Annotated in this window: 23 protein-coding genes and 1 pseudogene; 12 read left to right on the forward strand and 12 right to left on the reverse strand. The window is 74.0% G+C overall.

The annotated features are described in order from the left end of the window. Positions 1-46: 46 nt before the first annotated feature. Positions 47-1,237, reverse strand: coding sequence for a cytochrome P450 (locus ACH45N_RS01595; protein WP_397390510.1), 1,191 nt, complete (start codon positions 1,235-1,237; stop codon positions 47-49). Between the two features lie 131 nt (positions 1,238-1,368). On the opposite strand from ACH45N_RS01595, the gene ACH45N_RS01600 reads away from it, so the two are divergent. Beyond that, entirely contained in the window at positions 1,369-1,884 is a 516-nt protein-coding gene (locus ACH45N_RS01600; protein WP_397390512.1) for a GNAT family N-acetyltransferase, read from the forward strand. Between the two features lie 19 nt (positions 1,885-1,903). Here ACH45N_RS01600 and ACH45N_RS01605 read toward each other — a convergent pair whose 3' ends face one another. Continuing rightward, on the reverse strand, positions 1,904-2,671 hold the full coding sequence (locus tag ACH45N_RS01605) for a GH25 family lysozyme (protein ID WP_397390514.1): 768 nt from the start codon (positions 2,669-2,671) through the stop codon (positions 1,904-1,906). 65 nt (positions 2,672-2,736) lie between these two features. Further along, the gene (locus ACH45N_RS01610) at positions 2,737-3,255 is read right to left on the reverse strand and encodes a DinB family protein (RefSeq protein WP_397390516.1); all 519 of its coding nucleotides are present in this window, start codon (positions 3,253-3,255) and stop codon (positions 2,737-2,739) included. Positions 3,256-3,346: 91 nt separating this feature from the next. Here ACH45N_RS01610 and ACH45N_RS01615 point away from each other — a divergent pair, with 91 nt between their 5' ends. Then, positions 3,347-3,604, forward strand: coding sequence for a hypothetical protein (locus ACH45N_RS01615; protein ID WP_397390518.1), 258 nt, complete (start codon positions 3,347-3,349; stop codon positions 3,602-3,604). A 93-nt stretch (positions 3,605-3,697) separates the two neighbouring features. Here ACH45N_RS01615 and ACH45N_RS01620 read toward each other — a convergent pair whose 3' ends face one another. The 3 genes from ACH45N_RS01620 to ACH45N_RS01630 form a co-directional block, all read right to left on the reverse strand. Beyond that, entirely contained in the window at positions 3,698-4,204 is a 507-nt protein-coding gene (locus ACH45N_RS01620; RefSeq protein WP_397390520.1) for an FBP domain-containing protein, read from the reverse strand. 361 nt (positions 4,205-4,565) lie between these two features. Continuing rightward, complete coding sequence (locus ACH45N_RS01625; RefSeq protein WP_397390522.1) at positions 4,566-4,928, reverse strand: DUF3817 domain-containing protein; 363 nt, start codon at positions 4,926-4,928, stop codon at positions 4,566-4,568. 63 nt (positions 4,929-4,991) lie between these two features. Next, the gene (locus ACH45N_RS01630; protein WP_397390524.1) at positions 4,992-5,921 is read right to left on the reverse strand and encodes a DMT family transporter; all 930 of its coding nucleotides are present in this window, start codon (positions 5,919-5,921) and stop codon (positions 4,992-4,994) included. Between ACH45N_RS01630 and ACH45N_RS01635 the strand changes: the two genes are divergently transcribed. After that, positions 5,920-7,329 (forward strand): PLP-dependent aminotransferase family protein, encoded by a 1,410-nt coding sequence (locus ACH45N_RS01635; protein ID WP_397390526.1) that lies wholly within the window; start codon positions 5,920-5,922, stop codon positions 7,327-7,329. The two genes, ACH45N_RS01630 and ACH45N_RS01635, sit on opposite strands and share 2 nt — an antisense overlap. A gap of 78 nt (positions 7,330-7,407) precedes the next feature. On the opposite strand, the gene ACH45N_RS01640 is transcribed toward ACH45N_RS01635, so the two are convergent. Further along, positions 7,408-7,737 carry a TfoX/Sxy family protein gene (locus tag ACH45N_RS01640; RefSeq protein ID WP_397390528.1) on the reverse strand — a complete coding sequence of 110 codons (330 nt, stop codon included), beginning with the start codon at positions 7,735-7,737 and terminating at the stop codon, positions 7,408-7,410. Between the two features lie 10 nt (positions 7,738-7,747). Beyond that, positions 7,748-8,239, reverse strand: coding sequence for a nitroreductase family deazaflavin-dependent oxidoreductase (locus ACH45N_RS01645; protein ID WP_397390530.1), 492 nt, complete (start codon positions 8,237-8,239; stop codon positions 7,748-7,750). Between the two features lie 104 nt (positions 8,240-8,343). Here ACH45N_RS01645 and ACH45N_RS01650 point away from each other — a divergent pair, with 104 nt between their 5' ends. From ACH45N_RS01650 to ACH45N_RS01675, 6 genes are all read left to right on the forward strand, one after another. Continuing rightward, positions 8,344-11,352, forward strand: a complete 3,009-nt coding sequence (locus tag ACH45N_RS01650) for a glycoside hydrolase family 2 TIM barrel-domain containing protein (protein ID WP_397390532.1) — start codon at positions 8,344-8,346, stop codon at positions 11,350-11,352. Positions 11,353-11,495: 143 nt separating this feature from the next. Then, positions 11,496-12,611: a mannonate dehydratase gene (locus tag ACH45N_RS01655; RefSeq protein ID WP_397393765.1), complete on the forward strand. Its 1,116-nt coding sequence runs from the start codon at positions 11,496-11,498 to the stop codon at positions 12,609-12,611. Positions 12,612-12,652: 41 nt separating this feature from the next. Beyond that, positions 12,653-13,786, forward strand: a complete 1,134-nt coding sequence (locus ACH45N_RS01660; protein WP_397390534.1) for an RDD family protein — start codon at positions 12,653-12,655, stop codon at positions 13,784-13,786. An 81-nt stretch (positions 13,787-13,867) separates the two neighbouring features. Next, entirely contained in the window at positions 13,868-14,476 is a 609-nt protein-coding gene (locus tag ACH45N_RS01665) for a DinB family protein (RefSeq protein ID WP_397390536.1), read from the forward strand. Between the two features lie 138 nt (positions 14,477-14,614). Further along, positions 14,615-15,031, forward strand: a complete 417-nt coding sequence (locus tag ACH45N_RS01670) for a VOC family protein (protein WP_397390538.1) — start codon at positions 14,615-14,617, stop codon at positions 15,029-15,031. Positions 15,032-15,037: 6 nt separating this feature from the next. Next, the gene (locus ACH45N_RS01675; protein ID WP_397390540.1) at positions 15,038-15,334 is read left to right on the forward strand and encodes an alpha/beta fold hydrolase; all 297 of its coding nucleotides are present in this window, start codon (positions 15,038-15,040) and stop codon (positions 15,332-15,334) included. Here ACH45N_RS01675 and ACH45N_RS01680 read toward each other — a convergent pair. After that, positions 15,309-15,899, reverse strand: coding sequence for a TetR/AcrR family transcriptional regulator (locus tag ACH45N_RS01680; protein ID WP_397390542.1), 591 nt, complete (start codon positions 15,897-15,899; stop codon positions 15,309-15,311). The two genes, ACH45N_RS01675 and ACH45N_RS01680, sit on opposite strands and share 26 nt — an antisense overlap. A 55-nt stretch (positions 15,900-15,954) precedes the next feature. On the opposite strand from ACH45N_RS01680, the gene ACH45N_RS01685 reads away from it, so the two are divergent. After that, the gene (locus ACH45N_RS01685) at positions 15,955-16,473 is read left to right on the forward strand and encodes a GNAT family N-acetyltransferase (RefSeq protein ID WP_397390544.1); all 519 of its coding nucleotides are present in this window, start codon (positions 15,955-15,957) and stop codon (positions 16,471-16,473) included. Between the two features lie 49 nt (positions 16,474-16,522). Here ACH45N_RS01685 and ACH45N_RS01690 read toward each other — a convergent pair whose 3' ends face one another. Next, positions 16,523-16,891: a DUF2255 family protein gene (locus ACH45N_RS01690; RefSeq protein WP_397390546.1), complete on the reverse strand. Its 369-nt coding sequence runs from the start codon at positions 16,889-16,891 to the stop codon at positions 16,523-16,525. Beyond that, on the reverse strand, positions 16,888-17,775 hold the full coding sequence (locus ACH45N_RS01695; protein WP_397390548.1) for a helix-turn-helix domain-containing protein: 888 nt from the start codon (positions 17,773-17,775) through the stop codon (positions 16,888-16,890). The genes ACH45N_RS01690 and ACH45N_RS01695 overlap by 4 nt, the downstream gene beginning before the upstream one ends. A gap of 104 nt (positions 17,776-17,879) precedes the next feature. On the opposite strand from ACH45N_RS01695, the pseudogene ACH45N_RS01700 reads away from it, so the two are divergent. After that, positions 17,880-18,326, forward strand: a pseudogene (locus ACH45N_RS01700) (alpha/beta hydrolase); the annotation flags it as partial. A gap of 313 nt (positions 18,327-18,639) precedes the next feature. Then, complete coding sequence (locus ACH45N_RS01705; protein ID WP_397393856.1) at positions 18,640-18,807, forward strand: hypothetical protein; 168 nt, start codon at positions 18,640-18,642, stop codon at positions 18,805-18,807. A 149-nt stretch (positions 18,808-18,956) separates the two neighbouring features. Here the strand turns inward: ACH45N_RS01705 and ACH45N_RS01710 are convergent, their stop codons facing one another. Further along, on the reverse strand, positions 18,957-20,234 hold the full coding sequence (locus ACH45N_RS01710) for a cytochrome P450 (protein ID WP_397390550.1): 1,278 nt from the start codon (positions 20,232-20,234) through the stop codon (positions 18,957-18,959). Positions 20,235-20,260 lie beyond the last annotated feature (26 nt).

Genomic DNA, 20,260 nt, shown 5'->3' on the forward strand with positions numbered 1-20,260 from the left:
GGGCCGGGCACCCGGCCTCGTCACACGAGCGCGCGGCCTGCCGCCGTCAGGACAGGCGCGCGGGCAGCCGGGCCGGGCCGTTCGCCACGAAACCGGGCACCTGCCCGTGGTCGCCGTCCGGCTCGACGAGCCGGAGGTCGGGGAAGCGCTCGAACAGCGCGGGCAGCGCGACCTCGGCCTCCAGCCGCGCCAGCGGCTCGCCGGGGCAGTGGTGGGCACCGCCGCCGAACGCGAGGTGCGTCCGGTCCGCCCGTGCGGGGTCGAACACCGTGGGCTCCCGGTGCACGGCGGGGTCCCGCCCCGGGGCGCCGAACGCCGCGATGATCGGGTCGCCCTTGCGGATCTGCACGCCGCCGAGCTCCAGGTCCTCGACCGCGAAGCGCAGCGGGATGTAGACCACGGGCGGGGCGACGCGCAGGGTCTCGTCGACCACGGCCGACCAGGAGACCTCGCCCGCGCGGGCCGCGGCCAGCACCCGGGGGTGGGTCAGGAGCAGGCGGGTGGCCGAGGCCAGCAGGTTCACGGTGGTCTCGTGGCCGGCGATGAGCATCAGCCGCACGGTGGACACGGCCTCCTCGTCCGTGAGCGCGGCCGCGACCGTGCTGGTCAGGTCCTCGCCGGGCGTCTCGCGCTTGGCCTGGACCAGGTTCGCGATGAGCTTGCCCAGCTCGATCTGGGTCGCCAGCGCCTCGGTCGCCGTCGTGCTCGTGTCCATCAGGACGTCGGCGCACCGGCGCATGTCGCCGCGCACCTCCGGGGGTACCCCGATCAGGTCGCAGATCACCTCGATGGGGATCGGGTAGGCGAAGAGCTCGCGCAGGTCCACCACCGCGCCGTCGGCGCCGGCAGCGGCGAGCCGGTCGAGTGCGGAGGCGGCCGCCGCCTCGACCGCGGGCCGCATCTCCCGGGTGCGCCGAGCCGTGAAGGCGCGGGCGACCGAACGGCGCAGGCGGCGGTGCTCGTCCCCGTAGGAGTTGAACATCGACTTGCTCGTGACCCAGGTGTACAGCGGCCACTGCGGGGTGATCTCGCCGGCGGCGAGGGCGGTCCAGTGCTGGTGGGAGTCCTTGGAGATCCGCGGGTCGACCAGCATCGGGCGGAGCAGCGCGACGTCGGTCACCGTCCACGCCTCCACCCCGCCGGGCAGCGTGACGCGTGCGACCGGGCCCGTCGCGCGCAGGCGGGCGGCTTCCTCGAGCACGGCGCCGCCGGCGGGATCAAGTACCACGGTCTCCACGAGCATTCCTCCTGATCAGGTCCAGAAACGGTGGCCTCAGTCTTTTCCGGGATGCCCGCTTTGTCCATACCGGAAGTGGTTGAATATTTCAGTAGCATCGGGTGCTACGAAATCGGACTATCATCCGCGACGTGACATCACAGCTGATGGTGGACCTCGTTCCGGTGGGCGAGGACGTGCTCGAAGACCTGCTCGCCCTGGCCGTCGCCGAGGCCCAGCCCGGCGAGGTGATGCCGCCCGCCTCCGGTGAGTCCCCGCACGAGGCCCGCACCACGTGGACCGAGCTGCGCAAGGGCGCGTTCCGCGACTACCACCGCCGGTGCCGGCTCAGCCCGACCGCCCCGGTCCCCGAGGTGACGTGGGCGGTCAAGGCCCGGGGCCGGATCGTGGGGGCGGCCCGCCTCGCCCTGGTCGACGGCGACCCCGGCGCACGCGAGGTCGGGCTCTGGCTCGGCGAGTCCTACCGCGGGCACGGCATCTCCGGCGAGGTGGCCTACTGGGCGCTCGCGGCGGCACGGACCATGGACGCCCGGCGGCTCGTGGCGCGCACGGTGGCGAGCGCGCGGGCGCGGCGGTCGCTGGAGCGGATCGGCTTCGAGGTCGCCGAGCGGGACGGCGGCCTGGTCGGCACCCTCGCGCTGCCCTGACCCTCGCCCGGGACGGTCGTCACGGCAGGGTGAGGTGCGCCAGCTCCTCGCGCGTGCCCGCGAAGACGTTGAGGTCGATGTACGGCTCCGCGCCGTCGTACCCGGCCAGCCGGTCGCGGTTCGAGTACTGCCAGACGGTCCAGTCCCGGCCGTCGGACAGCCGGGGCGGCCACGCAACCGACCGGATCCAGACCGGCAGGTCGGGGTAGCGGCCCGCGACGTAGCGGTCGTACGCCTCCTCGGTCGCGTACACGATCGGCGGCACGCCGTAGTGCTCCTCGATGCCCGCGACGAGCGGGTCGAGGATCGCGCACACCTCGTCGGGCGTGGGCGGGTCGTCGAAGTACGGACCGTAGAACTCGAGGTCGATGACGGGCGGGAGCGTGCCCGGGGTCGCGGGCACCTCACTCGCGAGGTGGGCAGCCTGTTCCGCGCCCGGGCTCTCGAAGCTCATGAAGTGGTACGCCCCCACGAGCAGGTCCGTCCCCGTCGCGGCCGCCCAGTTCTCCGCGAACCGCGGGTCGGTGTGCGACGCGCCCTCGGTCGCCTTGATCCACGCGAAGTCGAGGTCCTGCGTGGCGAGCACGTCCCAGGCGATCTCGCCCTGGTAGTGCGAGACGTCCACGCCCCGCACCTCGTAGGCAGCCGCCGGGATCCGGTTGGGCCAGACGGTCCCGGTCGCCACGAGCGCGCCGAGGACGGCGACGACGGCCACCCCGGCCGCCGTCGTCCACAGGCCTGTGCGCAGTGCTGACCTGGACGGACGGGGTGCGGGCGGGGTGTGCATGCCCGGAGGCTAGCCGCGAGATGCGCGTGCCGCGGTGGACATCCGTGCAGGTCGTGTGCGAGCGGCTACTCGCCCGTCGCGCCGCCCGCGATCTCGGCCGCGACGTCCAGGTGGCCCGCGTGCCGGGCGTACTCCTGCAGCACGTGGAAGCAGATCCACGCGAGCGTGGGCGGGTCCTCGGTGAACCGGCCGCCGAGCGCCCCGTGCTCCGCGAGGTCGTGCGTGGCGAGCACCTCGCGTGTCGCCTCGCCCCCGGCGTGCAGCGCCGCGAGGAGCTCGTCCGGGCCCACGCCGTCGGGCACCGTCCACGGTCCGTGGGGGTCCTGGTCCGCGTGGTCGCCCCAGGGCCGGTCGACCTGCTCGCCCAGGAATCCCCACCGGAACCAGCGGCGCTCCATGTGCACCAGGTGGATCAGGAGCTCGAGCGGCGACCAGCCGGACGGCAGCCGGGAGGCGCGCAGGTCGGCGTCGGACAAGCCACGCACCTTCCGGTCCACGGCCTGCCGGTAGTAGTCCAGGTAGGCGGCGAACAGGACCGGGGTGTCGGCGGAGTCGAGGCGGGGCTCGCGGTCGGAGAGGGGCACGTGGCGAGGTTACGTCGCCCCGCCAGGAAACCGCCGCGAAGAAAGTTGCCGAAGTGCTGTGACATCGGCGGGGTGGCCGCGTCTTCAGGGCATGACCGCGACGAAGAGCAGGACCTACGGACTGGCCTCGAACCCCTCGGAGTGGGCCGCGCACCGCCGCGCCGTCGTCTTCTCCGTGCACCGGATGTTCCCCGGGGTGGACGCCGAGCGGGCGGCCACCGAGGGGCTGGGCGAGCTGTGCCGCCAGATCGTGATGCGCGGCGCCGTCGACCGGCCCGCCGTCGTGTGGTGCGAGGCCGCGATAGCGGCCGCCGCGCGCCTGCGGGCCGAGGACGGCGCGGCGGCGTGAACCACCGGAGGTGTGCCCACTCCCCGGCGTCCACGCCGCACCCACGGATGTCGGACGCACAGGCCCGCGGGACCTGTGCGCCCGACGCGAGGATCAGCGCGTACTGCCGACCTCTGCCACGAACCGAGCGGCGCGTTCGCGCAGACCGGCGATGCGGCGGTCGGTGATCAGCTCACGCATGGCCGGGTCGTTGCCGGCCTCGGTGAACGTGGGCGTGCGCCGCACGTTGCGGGAGCAGACGAACTCGGTGCAGATCAGCGTGCCGATCGTGTTGCCGTTGCGGCCCGAGGCACCGCCGCGCTTGGCGACGTAGAGGGACACGTCCTCGGTGACCACGACGTCCTCGCACCAGGCGCAGACGCCCTTGGTGCGCTTGCCGCCCGCCTTGGCGTCGGTGGAGCGCAGCAGCACCCCGGTCGGTTCGCCGTCGAGCTCGAGCACCACGTACGCGGACAGCGGCGCCTTGCGGTCACGCCATCCGAGGTAGTCGAGGCGCTCCCAGTCGAGGGCGTCGAGGTCGGGGAGGGTCGCCTGCGCGGCCTCGCGCTTGCTCGCGTTCTGGAAGGACGCGCGGATCTGCTTCTCGGTCAGGGGGTTCATCAGGTGTCTCGGCTTCCGGTCGTACGGAAACCACCGGTCGGCGCCCGTCGTCGGGCGCGCACGACGGCGTCACGGTTCACCGACACGTGTCGGTCACCGGGCCGGCCGGCGGCAGGGCAAGGGACGATGCCGCGCCCGCCCTCCGAGCGGTGTGACCAGGTCAGAGGGCTGTAGCGCGGGTCCGGGCGCTGCCCGAGCAGGCCGAGACGGCCGCCCCGCATCCCGCGGTGTGTTCCCGCATCTCTCGCTCCTCGTGTGTGACCGGTCCGTCGGCCGGGCCTGCGTGCCGCACAGCCGACCTCTCGATGCTACGACACCGTTGCCACGTGGTACATGTGCTTTTCGGCACGTCCTGGCCGGGTCATCGCGTGGGCTGGAGCTCCGCGTTCGGCTTGCGTGCGGCCTCACGGTCGGCAGGGCCGGTGAGGTGCCCCGTGCGCCGGAGCCACCACTCGGCGAGCAGCGTGGTCAGCGGCGGCACCGACGAGGCCAGCGCCACGAGCGTCCGGAACCAGCCCCAGCGCAGCCTGATCCCCACGACCACCGTGACCACGACGAAGAGCACGAACGCCCCGCCGTGCAGGCGCCCGAACAGCCACACCCCGGCCTCGGTGGTCTCGGTGACGTACTTGAGGAACATCCCGACCAGCAGTCCCGCCCAGGTGAACGCCTCGATCCAGGCGACGACGGCGAACAGGCGGCCCAGACGGGACATCGGGGGCATGCGGGATCCTTCCGGAGGAGGGTCGGGTGTGCGCCCAGTCTGCCTGACGCCCGGCGGTGCGCCTCAGCCGGGCTGCCGCAGGCGGGACCGGACGGCGATGCCGGCGCAGAGGATCACGGCCGCCCCGCCGAGCGCCGTGGCCCAGCCGGTCTGCTCGTGCAGGAGCAGCGCCGCCCAGCCGATGCCCAGCACGGGCTGGACCAGCTGCACCTGGCTGACCTGCGCCATCGGGCCGATCGCGAGGCCGCGGTACCAGGCGACGAAGCCCAGGAACATGCTCACCGCCCCCAGGTAGCCGAACAGCGCCCAGTCGAGCGGTGTGCCCGACGGCGGCTGCCGCACCGCGGCGGCCGTGGTGAGCAGCGCCATCGGCACCGCGGCGAGCACCAGGGCCCACGAGATCGTCTGCCACGAGCCGAGCTCGCGCGAGAGCAGCCCGCCCTCCGCGTAGCCGAACCCGCAGGCGACCACGGCGGCGAGCAGGAGCAGGTCCGAGCCGCCCAGGCCGCCGAACCCGTCGCCCTGGACCGAGGCGAAGGTGATCGCCGCGACCGCGCCCAGGGCGGCCATCACCCAGAACGACGGCCGCGGCCGCTCGTGCCCGCGCAGCACCACCAGCACCGCGGTGGCGGCGGGCAGCAGCGCGATCACGACGGCGGCGTGACCGGCCGACGCGGTGGTCAGTGCGAACGACGTCAGCACCGGGAAGCCGACGACCACGCCGGCCGCGACGACCGCGAGTCGCGCCCACTGGGCGCCGCGGGGCCGGCGCTGCCGCGTGACCGCGAGCGCGGCACCCGCCAGTACCGCGGCCACGACCGCGCGCCCGCACGCCACGAACAGCGGCGACATGGCGCCGGAGCCGACGACCACGCGGGTGAAGGGGAGGGTGAACGAGAAGGCCAGCACCCCCAGGAGCCCCCACCAGAGACCGGCGCGCGAGGCCGATAGCGGGTGGTCCGTCGGGAGGGTAGCGCTACTGTTGGCTGTCATGTATGACGATAGCAGCGGACGGATCGTCGCCGGCCTGCGTGACTGGATCGCGTCCGCGGCGCCCGGCGCGCGCCTGCCGTCCAGCCGGGAGCTCGTGGCCCGCTACGGGGCGAGCCCGGTCACGGTGCAGAAGGCGCTGCGCACCCTGGTGGCGCAGGGCGTGGTGGAGACCCGGCCGGGGATCGGCACGTTCGTGCGGGCCGTGCGGGTGGCACGCCCCCACGACTTCGCTTGGCAGACGGCGGCGCTCGGCCCCCGCCGGCAGCCCGCCCAGCAGCTCTCCCGGGCTCAGCACACCGTCCCGAACGACGTCATCGCGCTGCACTCGGGATACCCGGACCGCGAGCTGCTGCCCGAGCGGCTGGTTCGCGCGGCCTTCACCCGGGCGGCACGCAGCGACGCCGCTGTGACCCGGTCGCCCGCCGCCGGCGTCCCGGAGCTGCAGGCCTGGTTCGCGGCCGAGGTCGGCGGCGCGTCACCGGCCGGCGTCGCCCCGCCGGCGCCGAGCGACGTCGTCATCTTCCCCGGCAGCCAGAGCAGCCTCAGCATCACCTTCCGTGCGCTGGTCGGCGCGGGCCGGCCGCTGCTGGTCGAGTCGCCCACCTACTGGGGCGCCCTGCTCGCGGCCGACCAGGTCGGGGTGCGGGTCGTCCCCGTGCCCAGCGGACCCGAGGGTCCGGACCCGGAGGCGCTCGCGCGCGCGTTCGAGCAGACCGGCGCGCGCGCCTTCTACGCGCAGCCGCACTTCGCCAACCCGACGGGAGCCCGCTGGTCGCCCGACCTGTGCGACGAGGTGCTCCGGCTGGCCCGGCAGCACGGCGCCTACGTGATCGAGGACGACTGGGCGCACGACTTCGGCATCGCCGAGGACGTGGTGCCGCTCGCGACCCGCGACGACAACGGCCACGTGGTCTACCTGCGCTCCCTGGCCAAGAGCGTCTCGCCGGCGGTGCGGGTGGCGGGTCTGGTCGCCCGGGGCCCGGCCCGGGACCGCATCCTCGCCGGTGCCCAGGCCGAGTCCCTGTACGTGAGCGGCATGCTGCAGGCTGTCGCGCTCGACGTCGTGACGCAGCCCGCCTGGCGCACCCACCTGCGCGGGCTGCGCCAGCAGCTCGCCGGCCGGCGCGACCTGCTGCTCGGCGCGCTGCGGGAGCACGTCCCGGACGCGCGCGTCGAGGCCGTACCCCGGGGCGGCCTCAATCTCTGGGTCCGCCTTCCCGACCCGACGGACGTCGCGCGCCTGGTCCGGGACTGCGAGGCGGCGGGCGTGATCATCGCGGCGGGCGACGAGTGGTTCCCGGCGGAGCCGACGGGCGCCTACCTGCGGCTCAACTACTCGGGCCCGAACCCGGGCGCGTTCCCGGAGGGCGCCCGCGTGATCGGCGAGATGCTGGCCCGACAGGGGTGAGCCTGGCCCGGCGACCAGGCACCTGCTGCCACGCCGGCCCGGTTTCCGGCAGCAGATGCATGGTCGACGGGCCGACGCCTACTTGGCCGGCAGCGTCCGGGCGAAACCGACCCCGCGCCGCACCCAGATGATGAGCTCCGCCTCGGTGGCCACGGCGGTTGCCGGGACGTCCAGCCAGCCCGCCATGGTCCGGGCGCCCATCACCGCGCGCCCGGCGGCCGTGGTGCGGGCGAGCTCCTCGGCGGCCTCGGCGCCGACCCGGACCAGCAGGCCGTCGTCGCGCACCGCGACCGCGAGGTTGCCGCCCACCAGGAACGACAGCCCGCCGAACATGTGCTTCTCGGACAGCCCGTCCTCGCCGGCCAGGGCATGTCGGATCTCGTCGGCCAGGACCCGGTCGTACGCCATGCCTGCGAGGCTACGCCCGCTGCGGCCGCTCCAGGCGGAACAGACGCACCTTGCGGCCCGACGCCCGCTCGTAGCCGCGGTAGCCCGGCCACTGCCGCTCGATCTGCGCCCAGATCGCGTCGCGCTCGCCGTCCTCCACGAGCGTCGCGTGCACGGGGATGTGGCGGCCACGCACGCTGATGCTCGCGTCGGGGTGGGCCAGCAGGTTGTAGGTCCACGCGGGGTGCCGGTCCTGGGCGAACGCCGAGCCCGCCACGATCGCCCGGCCCGGGCCGTCGGGCGTGTACATGAGGTAGGTGTCCCGTGGCTTGCCGGACCTCGCGCCCCGGGTGTGCAGCACGAGCGACGGCACCAGCAGCGCGCTGATCTGCAGGCGTCCGCCGGAGCACCAGGCGAGCACGCGCTCGGCGGGCGGCAGCACCACGGGGCCGACGGCCCGGAAGAACCGCGTACGGGTGAGCGGGGCGACGGCCGAGCGGACGGCGTGCAGCAGGCTGGACATCTGCCCATGATCTGACGCGTGGGCGGAGTCGGCAGCACGATGCGCGGTAGCGTCGCGACCGGCGCTCTCGTGCGCTTCCCCGACCGACGCCGCCTGGAGGAGTCATGACCATCACCCACGAGACCGTTGCCGCACCGGACGGCGTCGTCGCGCCGCGGTTCCGCCCGCCGGCCGGTGCGTCGAGCGCCGCGTCGGTGTCGCTCGACGGCGAGTGGCGGTTCCGGCTGTTCCCGCACGCCGACACGGGTGTCGACCGCGCGGAGCCCGGCGAGGACTGGGACCGGCTGGCCGTACCGGGGCACTGGCAGCTCGCGCGGGCCCCGCACGCCTGGCCCTACGGCGTGCCCGAGTACAACAACGTGACCTTCCCGTTCCCGATCGAGCCGCCGCACGTGCCGGACGACAACCCGACGGGCGAGTACCGCACCACGCTGCGGCTGCCCGCCGACTGGCCGGACGGCGGCCGCACCCTGCTGCGGTTCGAGGGTGTGGACTCGTGGTTCCAGGTGGCGCTCGACGGCGAGCTGCTCGCCACGTCGCACGGCTCGCGCCTGCCCACCGAGATCGACCTGACCGACCGGCTACGGCCCGGCACCGACCACCTGCTCGCGGTGCGGGTCACCAAGTGGTCGGCCATGTCGTACGTCGAGGACCAGGACCAGTGGTGGCTCTCCGGCATCTTCCGGAGCGTCTCCCTGGAGCACCGGCCGGACGGCGCGCTCGACGACGTGCGGGTGCACGCCGCCTACGACCACACCACCGGTCAGGGCACGCTGCGGGTGGACGCCTTCACCGTGGGTGCGGGCGCCGCGGGCGCCGCCGGCGCCGGCCGGGACGCTGTCGCGGCCCGCGTCACGGTGCCGGAGCTCGGCATCGACGCGGCGTCCGGCGAGGAGGTCCGGGTGGCCGTCGAGCCGTGGAGCGCCGAGCGCCCGCGCCTGTACGACGTCGTCGTCGCGACGGACACCGAGACCGTGACGCTTGCCGTCGGCTTCCGCACCGTATCGATCGAGGACGGCGTGTTCCTCGTGAACGGGCGGCCCGTCAAGCTGCGCGGCGTCAACCGGCACGAGTTCGACCCGCTGCGCGGCCGGTCCGTGACCCCGGAGCGCATGCTCGAGGACGTGCTGCTCATGAAGCGGCACCACATCAACGCCGTCCGCACCAGCCACTACCCGCCGCACCCGCACTTCCTGGACCTGTGCGACCGTCACGGGCTCTACGTCATCGACGAGAACGACCTGGAGACGCACGGCTTCACCGACGACCGTGGCTGGGAGGGCAACCCGGTGAACGACCCGGACTGGACCGAGGTGCTGGTCGACCGGGTCACCCGGATGGTCCGCCGCGACGGGCACCACGCGAGCATCATCCTGTGGTCGCTCGGCAACGAGGCCGGTGGCGGCATGAACGTCCCGGCCATGGCGGACGCGATCCGTGCGCTGGACCCCAGCCGTCCGATCCACTACGAGGGCGACTGGTCCAGCGAGCACGTGGACGTGTACTCGCGGATGTACGCCGAGACCGGGTACGTGGACCTCGTCGGGCAGGGCATCGAGCCCGCGCTGGAGCGTGCGGACGCCGACGCGCGCCGCCGGGGCATGCCGTTCCTGCAGTGCGAGTACGCGCACGCGATGGGCAACGGTCCGGGCGGCCTGTCCGACTACGACGCGCTGTTCGACCGGTACCCGCGCCTGATGGGCGGGTTCATCTGGGAGTGGATCGACCACGGCCTGACCCGCACGGACGCCGACGGCACCCCGTTCTCGGCGTACGGCGGCGACTTCGGCGAGCGGTTCCACGACGGCACGTTCATCGCCGACGGCCTGCTGCTGCCCGACCGGACCCCGTCGCCGGGCCTGGTGGAGACGGCCGCGGTGTTCGCGCCGGTCCGGATCGACGCGCAGCCGGACGGCACCCTGCTGGTGCGCAACCGGTACGCGTTCCGGGACACGAGCCACGCCGAGCTGCGGTGGACGCTGCACCGCGGCGCGGAGGAGCTCGCCTCCGGCGTCCTGGACCTGGTGCTGGGCGCCGGGGCGGAGACCGTGGTGCGCCCGCCCGCCGACCTGGTCCTGCCGGAGCCGGGTGACGCGCCCGTCTGGTGGACCCTGCGGGCGGTACAGCAGAAGGCGGACGCGCTGGAGGAGGCGTGGCTCCAGGAGGGCTTCGTGCTCGGCGCGGGGCAGCTCCTGCTCGTGGAGCCCGCGCCGCTGGCGGCGCCGTCCGGCCGGGTGACGATCGAGGACGACGGGGGGTACGTGGCCGGTCCGGCGCGCTTCGACCGCCGCGGCGACCTCCGCTCGCTCGCGGGCCGCGAGATCCACGCGTTCCGGTTCGACGCCTGGCGCGCGCCGACCGACAACGACCGCCGCGCCGGCATGTGGCGCGGGCTGTCCGACGCCGAGGTGTGGCGCAGCACGAGCCTGCACCTGCTGGCCGAGCGCAAGGCCGGGGTGGCCGTGCGTGAGGACGGCGCGCTGGAGATCGACGCACGGATCGCGGGCCCGACGACGCGCGCGGGCTTCGCCACGCGCTACACCTGGCAGCCCGTCACCGACGCCCCGGACGCCGTCGACCTGGTGGTCGACGTCCGGCCGAAGGGCCGCTGGCCGGAGAGCGTCGCGCGCCTCGGCGTGCTGCTCGCGCTGGACGAACCGCGTGCCGCCGACGCGGGCGTGCGCTGGACCGGTCTCGGCCCGGACGAGTCGTACGCGGACTCGAGGGCGGCCGCGCTCGGCGGGGCGTGGGAGCACTCGGTGGCCGAGTGGCAGACCCGGTACACGCACCCGCAGGAGAACGGCGCGCGGCGTGGCGTCACGAGCGCGGCCGTGTCGTTCGCGGACGGCTCAGGCCTGCGGATCGACGCGGGCGAGGTGACGGTCGGGGGCCGGCCGCAGGTCGGCTTCGAGCTGTCGCTGCGGCCGTGGTCCGACGAGGCGCTCGACCGGGCGGCGCACCCCCACGAGCTGGTGCCGGACGGCCGGCTGTGGCTGCACGTCGACGCCGCCCAGCACGGTGTGGGCAGCGCGGCCTGCGGGCCGGGGGTGCTGCCGAACGCCCAGCTGCACGCCGCGCCGGTCCGGATGCGGCTGCGCCTCACGGCGTTCTGAGCCGCTGCGCGGCGCCGTCGGACGCGCTCCGCGGACCGCCCGGCCAACCACTGAGTGAGCACCGTGCCCGCCCCGCTCGTCGGGGCGGGCATGATGTATACAAGAGCGGCTGGACAACGACGACGAGGAGAACCGCTGTGAAGATGGGCTTCCGCTGGTACGGCGAGGGCAACGACACCGTGACCCTGGATCACGTGCGCCAGATCCCTGGCGTGGAGACCATCGTGTGGAGCCTGCACCACAAGCAGGCCGGCGAGGTGTGGGAGCAGGCGGAGATCGACGCCGAGATCGCGAAGATCACGGGCCTGTCGGACGCGGCCCGGGCCCAGGGCATCACGAAGACGTTCGACGCCGAGGTGGTCGAGTCCGTCAACGTGCACGAGTCGATCAAGCTCGGCCGCACCGTGCTCGGGCTCAGCCGCGACGAGGCGATCGAGAACTACATCACGACGGTCCGCCGCCTCGGGCAGTCGGGCGTCAAGGTGGTCTGCTACAACTTCATGCCCGTCTTCGACTGGCTGCGCACCGACCTGTGGCACCCGCTGCCCGACGGCTCGACCGCGCTGTTCTACGAGAAGGCCGTGGTCGACAAGATGTCGCCCGAGAGCCTGATCGCCGACATGGAGGCGAACACGCACGGGCTCACCCTGCCGGGCTGGGAGCCGGAGCGGCTGGCGAGCTTCAGCGAGCTGAACGCGGCGTACGAGGGCGTGACCCACGACGACATGTACGCCAACTACAAGTACTTCCTCGACGCGGTGATCCCCACGTGCGAGGAGGTCGACGTGAAGCTTGGCGTGCACCCGGACGACCCGCCCTTCGACGTCTTCGGCTGGCCGCGCGTGGTCTCGACCAAGGAGGGCATCGCGCGGGTCCTCGACCTGAACCCCAGCCCGTACAACGGCCTGACTCTTTGTCTGGGCAGCTTCTCCGCCAACCCGGAGCAGGACCCCGTCGACGCGGTCAGGACGTTCATGGACCGCATCCACTTCTCGCACGTGCGCAACATCAAGCACTTCGACAACGGGGACTTCACCGAGGTCGCGCACCGCGCGTGCGAGGGCAGCGTCGACACCACCGGCATCATGAAGGCGTACGCCGAGGCCGGCTACGAGGGTTACATCCGGCCCGACCACGGCCGGCACCTGTGGGACGAGAACACCACGAACAAGCCGCGCCCCGGGTACGGCCTGTACGACCGGGCGCTGGGCATCCAGTACCTGCTCGGCGCCTGGGACGCGTACCGCTACCAGGGCTGATATTCCTCGCCCGGGGTCGCCCGCGCTGTCATCATCCAGGGATGGAGAGCAGCACGGGGCCCCGGGCAGACGGCGGGACGACGCCCGGCGGCGGTCTGTCGCCGGACGCCACGCCGTCGGGAGTGGCCGTCGTGCCGGACGCCGCGGCCGCACCGGTCGCCGCCGTCGCCGGCGCGGCGTACGCCACGTGGGGACAGCGCGTGGTCGCGGCGATCCTCGACGACGCGATCCTGGCCGGGGTCACCTGGCTCGCGCTCGGGTCGGGTTTCTCACCCGTCACGCTCACGCCCGTGTTCGCCGCGGCCGGCACCGAGGCGTGGGGGCGCGGCCCGCTCGTCCTGATCCCGCTCGCGGCTCTCGGGGCCCTGCTCGTGCTGCAGGGCACGACGGGCTGGACGCCGGGCAAGCTGGTGCTGGGCATCCGTGTCGTCCGCGAGGACGAGCACCGGCCGGCCGGGCTGTGGCGGACAGCGGCACGCTGGGTGCTGCACGTGCTCGACGCAGTCCTCCTGGTCGGCTACCTGCGACCCCTCTGGCAACCGAGGCGGCAGACCTTCGCCGACTCGATCGTGCACACGGTCGTGGTGCGTGAGCACCTCGGCCTCCCCCGGGGGCGGCGCGTCGCCGTGTACGTGGCGGCGGGCGTGACCTGCCTGCTCGGGCTCGGCTACAGCGTGCCGATCAGCAGCATCAGCAGCCAGAGCCTGGTCGGTGATCCCCTGTGCGAGCTGCAGGGCCCGGGACCGGCCCTGACCGGCGGTGCGATCACACCGGTCGCGTCCGTGTCGGTCGACCAGGACCGCCGGCTGTGGACCGTCCGGGAGACCCGTACGGTCAGCCCGGGCGCGACGCTCGCATGGACCAGCGACCCGTCGGCGCGCGGCACCGGGTACCGGGTCGAGCTCGACGTCCGGCCGGGACCCGGCGAGGAACCGCTGGTCTCCCGGTCCTGGGCCATCGGCACGGGCAGCGTCGACACCTGGGCGCACGACGCCGGGTTCACGCACACCCGGACCGTCGCGGACGACGAGGACCGGCACCACGCCGAGGTCGCCGTCGTCGCACCGCGCCCCGGCCTCGACGTCGATGCCGGCACCTGGTTCGACGTGCGTGTCCTCGCCGACGGCGAGGAGCTCGCGGCATGCGGCGGCGCGGCCGCCTGGGCCGCGCCCTAGCCCGGCGCGCCCTACCCTGGCCCGCTCCCGGCGGCGAAAATCCCGTGGTCCTCGCCGCCGGCACGGTCCACCCTGGGTCGTATGGAACCTACGGAGCACGAGACCGAAGCACCAGCGGCCCGGTGGACCGGGTCCACCGTCTTCCCCGACATGTGGGTGGACCCCGACGACGACCCCCGCGAGACCGACGTCCCGCCGGGTGACGAGCGCGCCATGCTGCTCGACTACCTCCGCTACTACCGGCTCACCGTGGAGCTCAAGTGCCAGGGGCTCGATGCCGAGCAGCTCGCCCGCCGCTCCGCGCCGCCGTCCACCATGTCCCTGCTCGGGCTGGTGCGACACCTCGCCGACGGCGAACGACACCTGCGGCGGGTCCTGGCCGGCGAGGACGCGCCGCCGCTCTACCGGACGGACGACGACCGCGACGGCGACTGGACCGGCGCCGTCGCCGACCCCGCCGTGGCCGAGGACGCGTGGCGGCAGTGGCACACCGAGATGGCGGCCACCGACCGCTACCTCGACACGGTGACCGACCTCGAGAGCTGGAACGTCGGCACCTCCGACCTGGGGCCCGACGGCGGCGACCTCCAGGTCCGGGACGGCATCGTGTCCCAGATCGTCGAGTACGCGCGGCACTGCGGGCACGCCGACATCCTGCGCGAACGCATCGACGGCCGCGTGGGCCAGTGACTGCCCGGGGGTGATGTCCGGGCCGACCTCCGCCGGCCGCTTGCGCGCCCGCACGACGGTGGCAGCCTGGAAATGTCCGGCGCTCCCGACGGGAACACGCCGTGCGGTCGCCGGTGATCACGAAGGAGTGAGACAGCGATGGTCAACGTGCGAAATGTGCTGCCGACGTTCGCGGCGAACGACATCGACGCGGTGCGGGCGTTCTACGCCGACACGCTCGGCATGAGCGTGTCGACCCTGGACGAGGGGGCCGGCATCGTGCTCGACCTCGGCGACGGCGCCGCCGTCTTCGTCTACCAGAAGGACGACCACGTCCCCGCGCCGTTCACCGTCATGCACCTGACGGTCGACGACGTCGACGAGGCGGTCGACGAGCTCGCCGCCAAGGGCGTGACCTTCCAGCACTACGAAGGGTTCGACCAGGACGAGAAGGGCATCGTGCGCGGCTTCATGGAGGGAGGCGACGGCGCCTGGTTCACCGATCCGGCGGGCAACATCATCGGCCTCGCCGACGGCGGCGGGATGGAGGCGTTCCTCGAGAATCCCGGCGGCTGACCGGGTGTGACCCTCGCTGACCACGCGGCACGCGTCATCGAGGTGCTCGAGCGCGCGAAGAAGAACGGGCCGGTGATCCTCGTCGGCCACAGCCGGGCCGGCATGCCGCTGACCGCCGTGGGCAACGCCCGCCCCGACCTGGTCGACCGGATCGTCTACGTCTCCGCCTGGGCACCCGTCGACCTCGACGCGGCCGGCTACTACGCCGCACCCGGGCATCCCGCCCGCGATGGGCCGCGTGCGGCGGCCGAGGTGCTGGCCGGGTCGGCGGCGGGGTTCAGCGGGGCGCCCGCAGCAGACTGAGCTGGAGCGCGACGGCCCCGGTGACCCGGGGTTCGTCGTCGGTGGCGAGCAGGTCGAGCAGGGCGCCCCGGAGCACGGCGAGCGCGAGGGTGCGCCGCGCCGCCCCGTCGGGGGCGTCCCGCTCGGACGCGGGCTGGCGAGCGGCCAGGACCGTGAGCCAGTCGTCCACCGTGGTGCGCGCGAAACCCGCCCAGGGCCCGTCGGGCTCCACGAGCGAGCGGGCATAGGCCTCGGCCCACAGGCGCAGCAGGGGCCGGTGCTCGGCGGCGGCCAGCCAGGACCAGACCAGCTCGACGGCTCCGGCCAGGTCGGGGGGCGCGGCGCCGTCGGCCGGGTCGAGGCGGGTGAGGAGCGCCAGCTCGTCCGCCCGCGCCCGGCGCAGGAGCGCCCTGATCAAACCGTCCTTGCTGCCCCACAGGAACATCAGCACGCGCGGGCTCGACCCGATGGCCGTGGCGAGGGGCCGCAGGGAGAGGTCGGCCAGGCCGTTGGCCAGCGCATACGCGTACGCGGCCTCCAGCAGCTCGACCTGGCGTGCGGACGGTTCTGGTTGGACGTCGGGCATGCGGGTTAGCCTAGTGCTACTGAAACAGTCGTGTCAGTAGCAGCGGGAGGACAGCATGGAGCAGCGAGACCGGCGGCCCGAGGTGCGGGTGCGTCGCGCCGACCAGCCCGGCGACCTGGGCTGGGTGGTGATGGCGCACGGCGAGACGTATCACCGCCAGTTCGGCTGGGACACGGACTTCGAGGCCCTCGTCGCCCGGATCGTCGCGGACTACGCCGCGGACCACGACCCCCGGACCGAGGCGGCGTGGATCGCCGAGGTGGACGGCGAGCGAGCCGGCTGCATCTTCCTGGTGGCCGGCGGCACGCCCGGCGTCGCCCGGCTCCGCATCCTGCTCGTCGCGCTGGAGGCCCGCGGGCTGGGGCTGGGCCGCCTGCTGGTCGGGGAGTGCCTGTCGTTCGCGAGCGGGGCCGGGTACGAGCGCGTGACCCTGTGGACCAACGACGTGCTCGCGTCGGCCCGGCACATCTACGAGACCGTGGGCTTCACGCTCGCCGACGAGGAACGGCACCACAGCTTCGGGCACGACCTGGTGGGCCAGAACTGGGTGCTGGACCTGCCGCGGGCGGGATGAGCCGCGGCGGGGTAGGGGCGCCGGCCCGGCGCCGGTGGCCGGGTGCCGCTCACGCCGGCCAGATCCGTAGGGTCGCGGCGCGGGCCGCGGGTCCGACGGCGAAGGACGCGAACGACCCGTACTTGCTGCGGTAGGCCGCGTCGACCGCCGGCGCGACGTCCGCTCTCGCGGGCTCGAACCGCACCGCGACGGTCTCGCCGGCCACCCGGACCCGTCCCGAACCATGGCTGACCGCGGCGCGGTACCACTGCGACGTCGTGCCGCGCTGCGACCGGACGTAGAGCTCGCCCTCGACTAGGACCATGCCGACCTCGACCTCCGGGGCGACGGCGGCCTGCGGATCGAGCGGGCCGGCCGAGAGGTACAGCGCGGGCGTGTCGCGGAGCGCCGCGGGCGTGGGTGCGGTCCAGGTGGTCATCGTGCGTCCGTCGCGGTCGCCGTCGCCGTGGCCGTGGTGCCGGCGTCCGCCGTCCAGGAGGCCAGGATGCGCAGCGCCTCGTCGGACGGCGAGCCCGACTCGGCGGTGAGCACCATCAGCCGTTGCCCGCTGCCGTCCGGGCTGGACCAGGTGTCGCAGTCGAGCGTCAGGTCGCCGACCACGCGGTGCCGGTACTGCTTGGTGCCGTACGTGGCGCTGTTCACGCGGTGCTCGGCCCACCAGCGGCGGAAGTCGGGGTCGACCACGGCGAGCTCGCCGACCAGCCGGGCGAGCTCGGGGTCGTCGGGATCGGCGGCGGCCTCCATGCGCAGCGCGGCGACGGCGTCCCGCGCGTCGTGCTCCCACCGGACGTGGAGCGCGCGAACGGTCGGCTCCGTGAAGAGCAGGCGGACGTAGTTGCGCCGTGCGGCGGGGATCTCCCCGAAGTCGACGAACAGGGCCACGGCGGCGGCGTTCCAGGCGAGGACGTCCATGCGCTTGCCGAGCACGATCGCCGGCGTGTCGGTGAGCCGGTCGAGCAGCCGCCGCATCGCCGGGCGCAGGGCCTGCCGGGCCCTGCGGCGACGCGGCCGGGCATCGGCCTTGCCGGCGATCTCGTAGAGGTAGCGCTGCTGGTCCTCGTCGAGGCGGAGGGCCGACGAGAGCGTGGCGAGGACCGAGGCGGACGCGGCGACGCGGCCCTGTTCGAGGCGGGTGTAGTAGTCGACGCTGATCGCCGCGAGCTGGGCCACCTCCTCCCGGCGCAGCCCGGGCACCTTGCGCCGGGACAGGGTCTCGGGGAGGCCGGCGGCGTGGCGGTCGAGCGCGGCCCGGCGTGCCTTGAGGAACGCGCCGAGCTCGTCCGGGTCGACGGGTGGGGTCATGGGGACCATTCTGCGAGCGGCCGGGGCGGTGTGGGAGGGCAGGATCCTTCCCCGGGAAGAACCCGACGCTGTTGCGGTGCGAGCGGGGGCCACAACCTGGTCGCATGAACCGCACAGACGTCACCTTCGACAGCGCCGGCATCCCCCTCGCGGGCCACCTCTACCTTCCGTCCTCCGCCGCCGCGGCCGCCCCGCTCCCCGCGGTCGTGGTCGGCCACCCCGGGACCGGGGTCAAGGAGCAGACCGCGGGGACGTACGCGGCGCGCCTGGCCGAGCGAGGCTTCGTCACGCTCGCCTTCGACGCCGCCTACCAGGGCGAGAGCGGCGGACAGCCGCGCGGGCTCGAGGATCCCGCCCACCGCGTCGAGGACCTCAAGGCGGCGGTCTCGTACCTCGGCACGCGCCCCGAGGTCGACGCCGGGCGGATCGGGATGCTCGGCATCTGCGCCTCCGGCGGGTACGGCATCGCGGCGACCGCGGGCGACCACCGGGTGCGGGCGCTGGCCACCGTGAGCGGCGTCGACGTCGGGCGCCAGTTCCGCGAGGGCGCCGACGGCTCCCAGCCCCCGGCCGTGGTCCAGGGGATGCTCGACGCCGCCGCGGCCGCCCGTACCGCGGAGGCGCGCGGCGAGGGCACGGGCATGTTTCCCGGTCTTCCCGGAGACCGCGGAGGAGGCCCGGGCGCTCGGCGGCCGGCACGGCTTCGAGGGCTTCGAGTACTACCGCACGGAGCGGGGGGCGCACCCGCGTTCCGCCAAGGAGTTCACCTGGTCGAGCGTCGACCGCATCGCCACCTCCGACCAGTTCCGGTTCGTCGGCCTGATCGCACCGCGACCGCTGCTCGTCGTCCAGGGGACGGAGGCGGTGACCAGGCACATGGGCACCCTGGCCTTCGCCGAGGCCCACGAGCCCAAGGAGCTCCACTGGGTCGAGGGGGCCAGCCACGTCGACCTCTACGACAGGCCCGAGTTCGTCGGTCCGGTCGTCGAGAAGCTGACCGCGTTCTTCACCCAGGGGCTCGCCGCCGCCTAGCTGGTGCCCCGGGCGCGACGAGGCCGTGCACCAGGACGCCGCGGTGCTCGACCCGGCGGGCGCGGGCCGGACGCACCTGGCGTTCGGCGCCGGCGCCCACCACTGCGTCGGTGAGCCGCTGGCCCGACCCTCGGGTCAGCCGCCGAACGTCAGCCGCCGACCACGCCGTGGTCGGCGGCCCGCCACGTCACGGGCAGCCGCTCGGCGTGCCGTACCCACGCCGAGGACGCCCAGGGCAGGTCGTCGGGTGACCCGGTGAGCCGTAGGTCCATGTGCCGCAGGAGCTGGTCGACGGCGGTGCGGGCGATCAGCCGGGCCAGCCGGGGTGCCGGGCAGGCGTGCGGCCCGGTGCCCCAGGACAGGTGAGAGCGGTTGTCGACCTCGTCCCACACGTCATCGGTGTGCACGGCCGGGTCCCGGTTCGCCGCGGCGATCGCCAGGACCAGGGCGTCGCCCCTGCGGATCCGGTGCCCGCCGAGCTCCATGTCGGTGAGGGCGAACCGCGGCGCGGGCGACTGGGCGATGGGGGACCTGCGCCACAGCACCTCGTCGAGCGTGCCGTCGAGTGTCAGCCGGCCGCCGGCGACCCGGGCGGCGAGGCTCTGGTCCGTCAGGATCTGGTGCAGCGTCTGCGTGATCCACGCGGTGAGGAAGATGGCCGCCGCGCTCACGGGCACGATCGAGCTGCTGGCGATCTCGCCGTCGTGCGCGAAGTTCTTGTGGACCGCGAGGTACGAGACCAGGTCCTCCCCGCCGTCCTGCCGCCGCCGGCGGATGTGCTCCAGGACGATCGCCGCCGTGTTCGCCTGGGCCTGGGCGACCTGGTCGCCGTCGCCGCTCACCACGGCCGCGGCGTCGGCCATGAGCATGGCCCCCGTCTCCAGGTCGAAGCCGAGCGTGGTGGTCATCGCGAGGAACCCGATGGGCCGGCAGTACGCCTTGACCAGGTCACCGCTCCCGGACGGGCCCATCCGGTCGATGACGCGCTCGCACATGTCCGTGGTCCGTTCGCGCACCACCCGCTCGTCGAGGCTCGCCAGGGCGTCGTCCAGCGGCTCGCGCAGCCGCTTGCGCTCCTCGCCGTCGTGGTAGAACGCCGTCGGGCGCGGCTCCGCCGGGGTGTAGATGCCGATCGCCGTGCCGGCGGGCAGCAGGTTCTCGGCGTTCCACCGCCAGTTGGCCGCGTTCCTGCTGAAGTCGAACTCGGAGCGCATCACGTGACAGTTCTCGGAGTGGCCCAGGACCAGCCACGCCGGGATCACGACGTCGTCCTTGCGCTCGATCTCGATCGGCGCCACCGGGCCCCACTGCGCGCGCAACCGCGCGTAGTGCTCCTGCGGGTCCGGGCTGCTGGTGATCTCGGTGAGGGAGGTGAGTCCGGTGTGGCTCTCCAGCGAGGCCGTGCTCCGGGACGTCTGCGGGATCATGGGCGACATCTGACCACGACCGTCGG

This window comes from Promicromonospora sp. NPDC019610 (assembly GCF_044389365.1).
GTDB lineage: Bacteria > Actinomycetota > Actinomycetes > Actinomycetales > Cellulomonadaceae > Promicromonospora.

Excerpts from the sequence above, each read along its gene's own strand:
- ACH45N_RS01605 (WP_397390514.1), bottom strand. The coding sequence starts at position 2,671 with ATGCACACCCCGCCCGCACCCCGTCCGTCCAGGTCAGCACTGCGCACA.
- ACH45N_RS01615 (WP_397390518.1), top strand. The coding sequence starts at position 3,347 with ATGACCGCGACGAAGAGCAGGACCTACGGACTGGCCTCGAACCCCTCG.
- ACH45N_RS01620 (WP_397390520.1), bottom strand. The coding sequence starts at position 4,204 with ATGAACCCCCTGACCGAGAAGCAGATCCGCGCGTCCTTCCAGAACGCG.
- ACH45N_RS01625 (WP_397390522.1), bottom strand. The coding sequence starts at position 4,928 with ATGCCCCCGATGTCCCGTCTGGGCCGCCTGTTCGCCGTCGTCGCCTGG.
- ACH45N_RS01635 (WP_397390526.1), top strand. The coding sequence starts at position 5,920 with ATGTATGACGATAGCAGCGGACGGATCGTCGCCGGCCTGCGTGACTGG.
- ACH45N_RS01630 (WP_397390524.1), bottom strand. The coding sequence starts at position 5,921 with ATGACAGCCAACAGTAGCGCTACCCTCCCGACGGACCACCCGCTATCG.
- ACH45N_RS01640 (WP_397390528.1), bottom strand. The coding sequence starts at position 7,737 with ATGGCGTACGACCGGGTCCTGGCCGACGAGATCCGACATGCCCTGGCC.
- ACH45N_RS01645 (WP_397390530.1), bottom strand. The coding sequence starts at position 8,239 with ATGTCCAGCCTGCTGCACGCCGTCCGCTCGGCCGTCGCCCCGCTCACC.
- ACH45N_RS01650 (WP_397390532.1), top strand. The coding sequence starts at position 8,344 with ATGACCATCACCCACGAGACCGTTGCCGCACCGGACGGCGTCGTCGCG.
- ACH45N_RS01655 (WP_397393765.1), top strand. The coding sequence starts at position 11,496 with ATGGGCTTCCGCTGGTACGGCGAGGGCAACGACACCGTGACCCTGGAT.
- ACH45N_RS01660 (WP_397390534.1), top strand. The coding sequence starts at position 12,653 with ATGGAGAGCAGCACGGGGCCCCGGGCAGACGGCGGGACGACGCCCGGC.
- ACH45N_RS01665 (WP_397390536.1), top strand. The coding sequence starts at position 13,868 with ATGGAACCTACGGAGCACGAGACCGAAGCACCAGCGGCCCGGTGGACC.
- ACH45N_RS01670 (WP_397390538.1), top strand. The coding sequence starts at position 14,615 with ATGGTCAACGTGCGAAATGTGCTGCCGACGTTCGCGGCGAACGACATC.
- ACH45N_RS01680 (WP_397390542.1), bottom strand. The coding sequence starts at position 15,899 with ATGCCCGACGTCCAACCAGAACCGTCCGCACGCCAGGTCGAGCTGCTG.
- ACH45N_RS01685 (WP_397390544.1), top strand. The coding sequence starts at position 15,955 with ATGGAGCAGCGAGACCGGCGGCCCGAGGTGCGGGTGCGTCGCGCCGAC.
- ACH45N_RS01690 (WP_397390546.1), bottom strand. The coding sequence starts at position 16,891 with ATGACCACCTGGACCGCACCCACGCCCGCGGCGCTCCGCGACACGCCC.
- ACH45N_RS01695 (WP_397390548.1), bottom strand. The coding sequence starts at position 17,775 with ATGACCCCACCCGTCGACCCGGACGAGCTCGGCGCGTTCCTCAAGGCA.
- ACH45N_RS01710 (WP_397390550.1), bottom strand. The coding sequence starts at position 20,234 with ATGATCCCGCAGACGTCCCGGAGCACGGCCTCGCTGGAGAGCCACACC.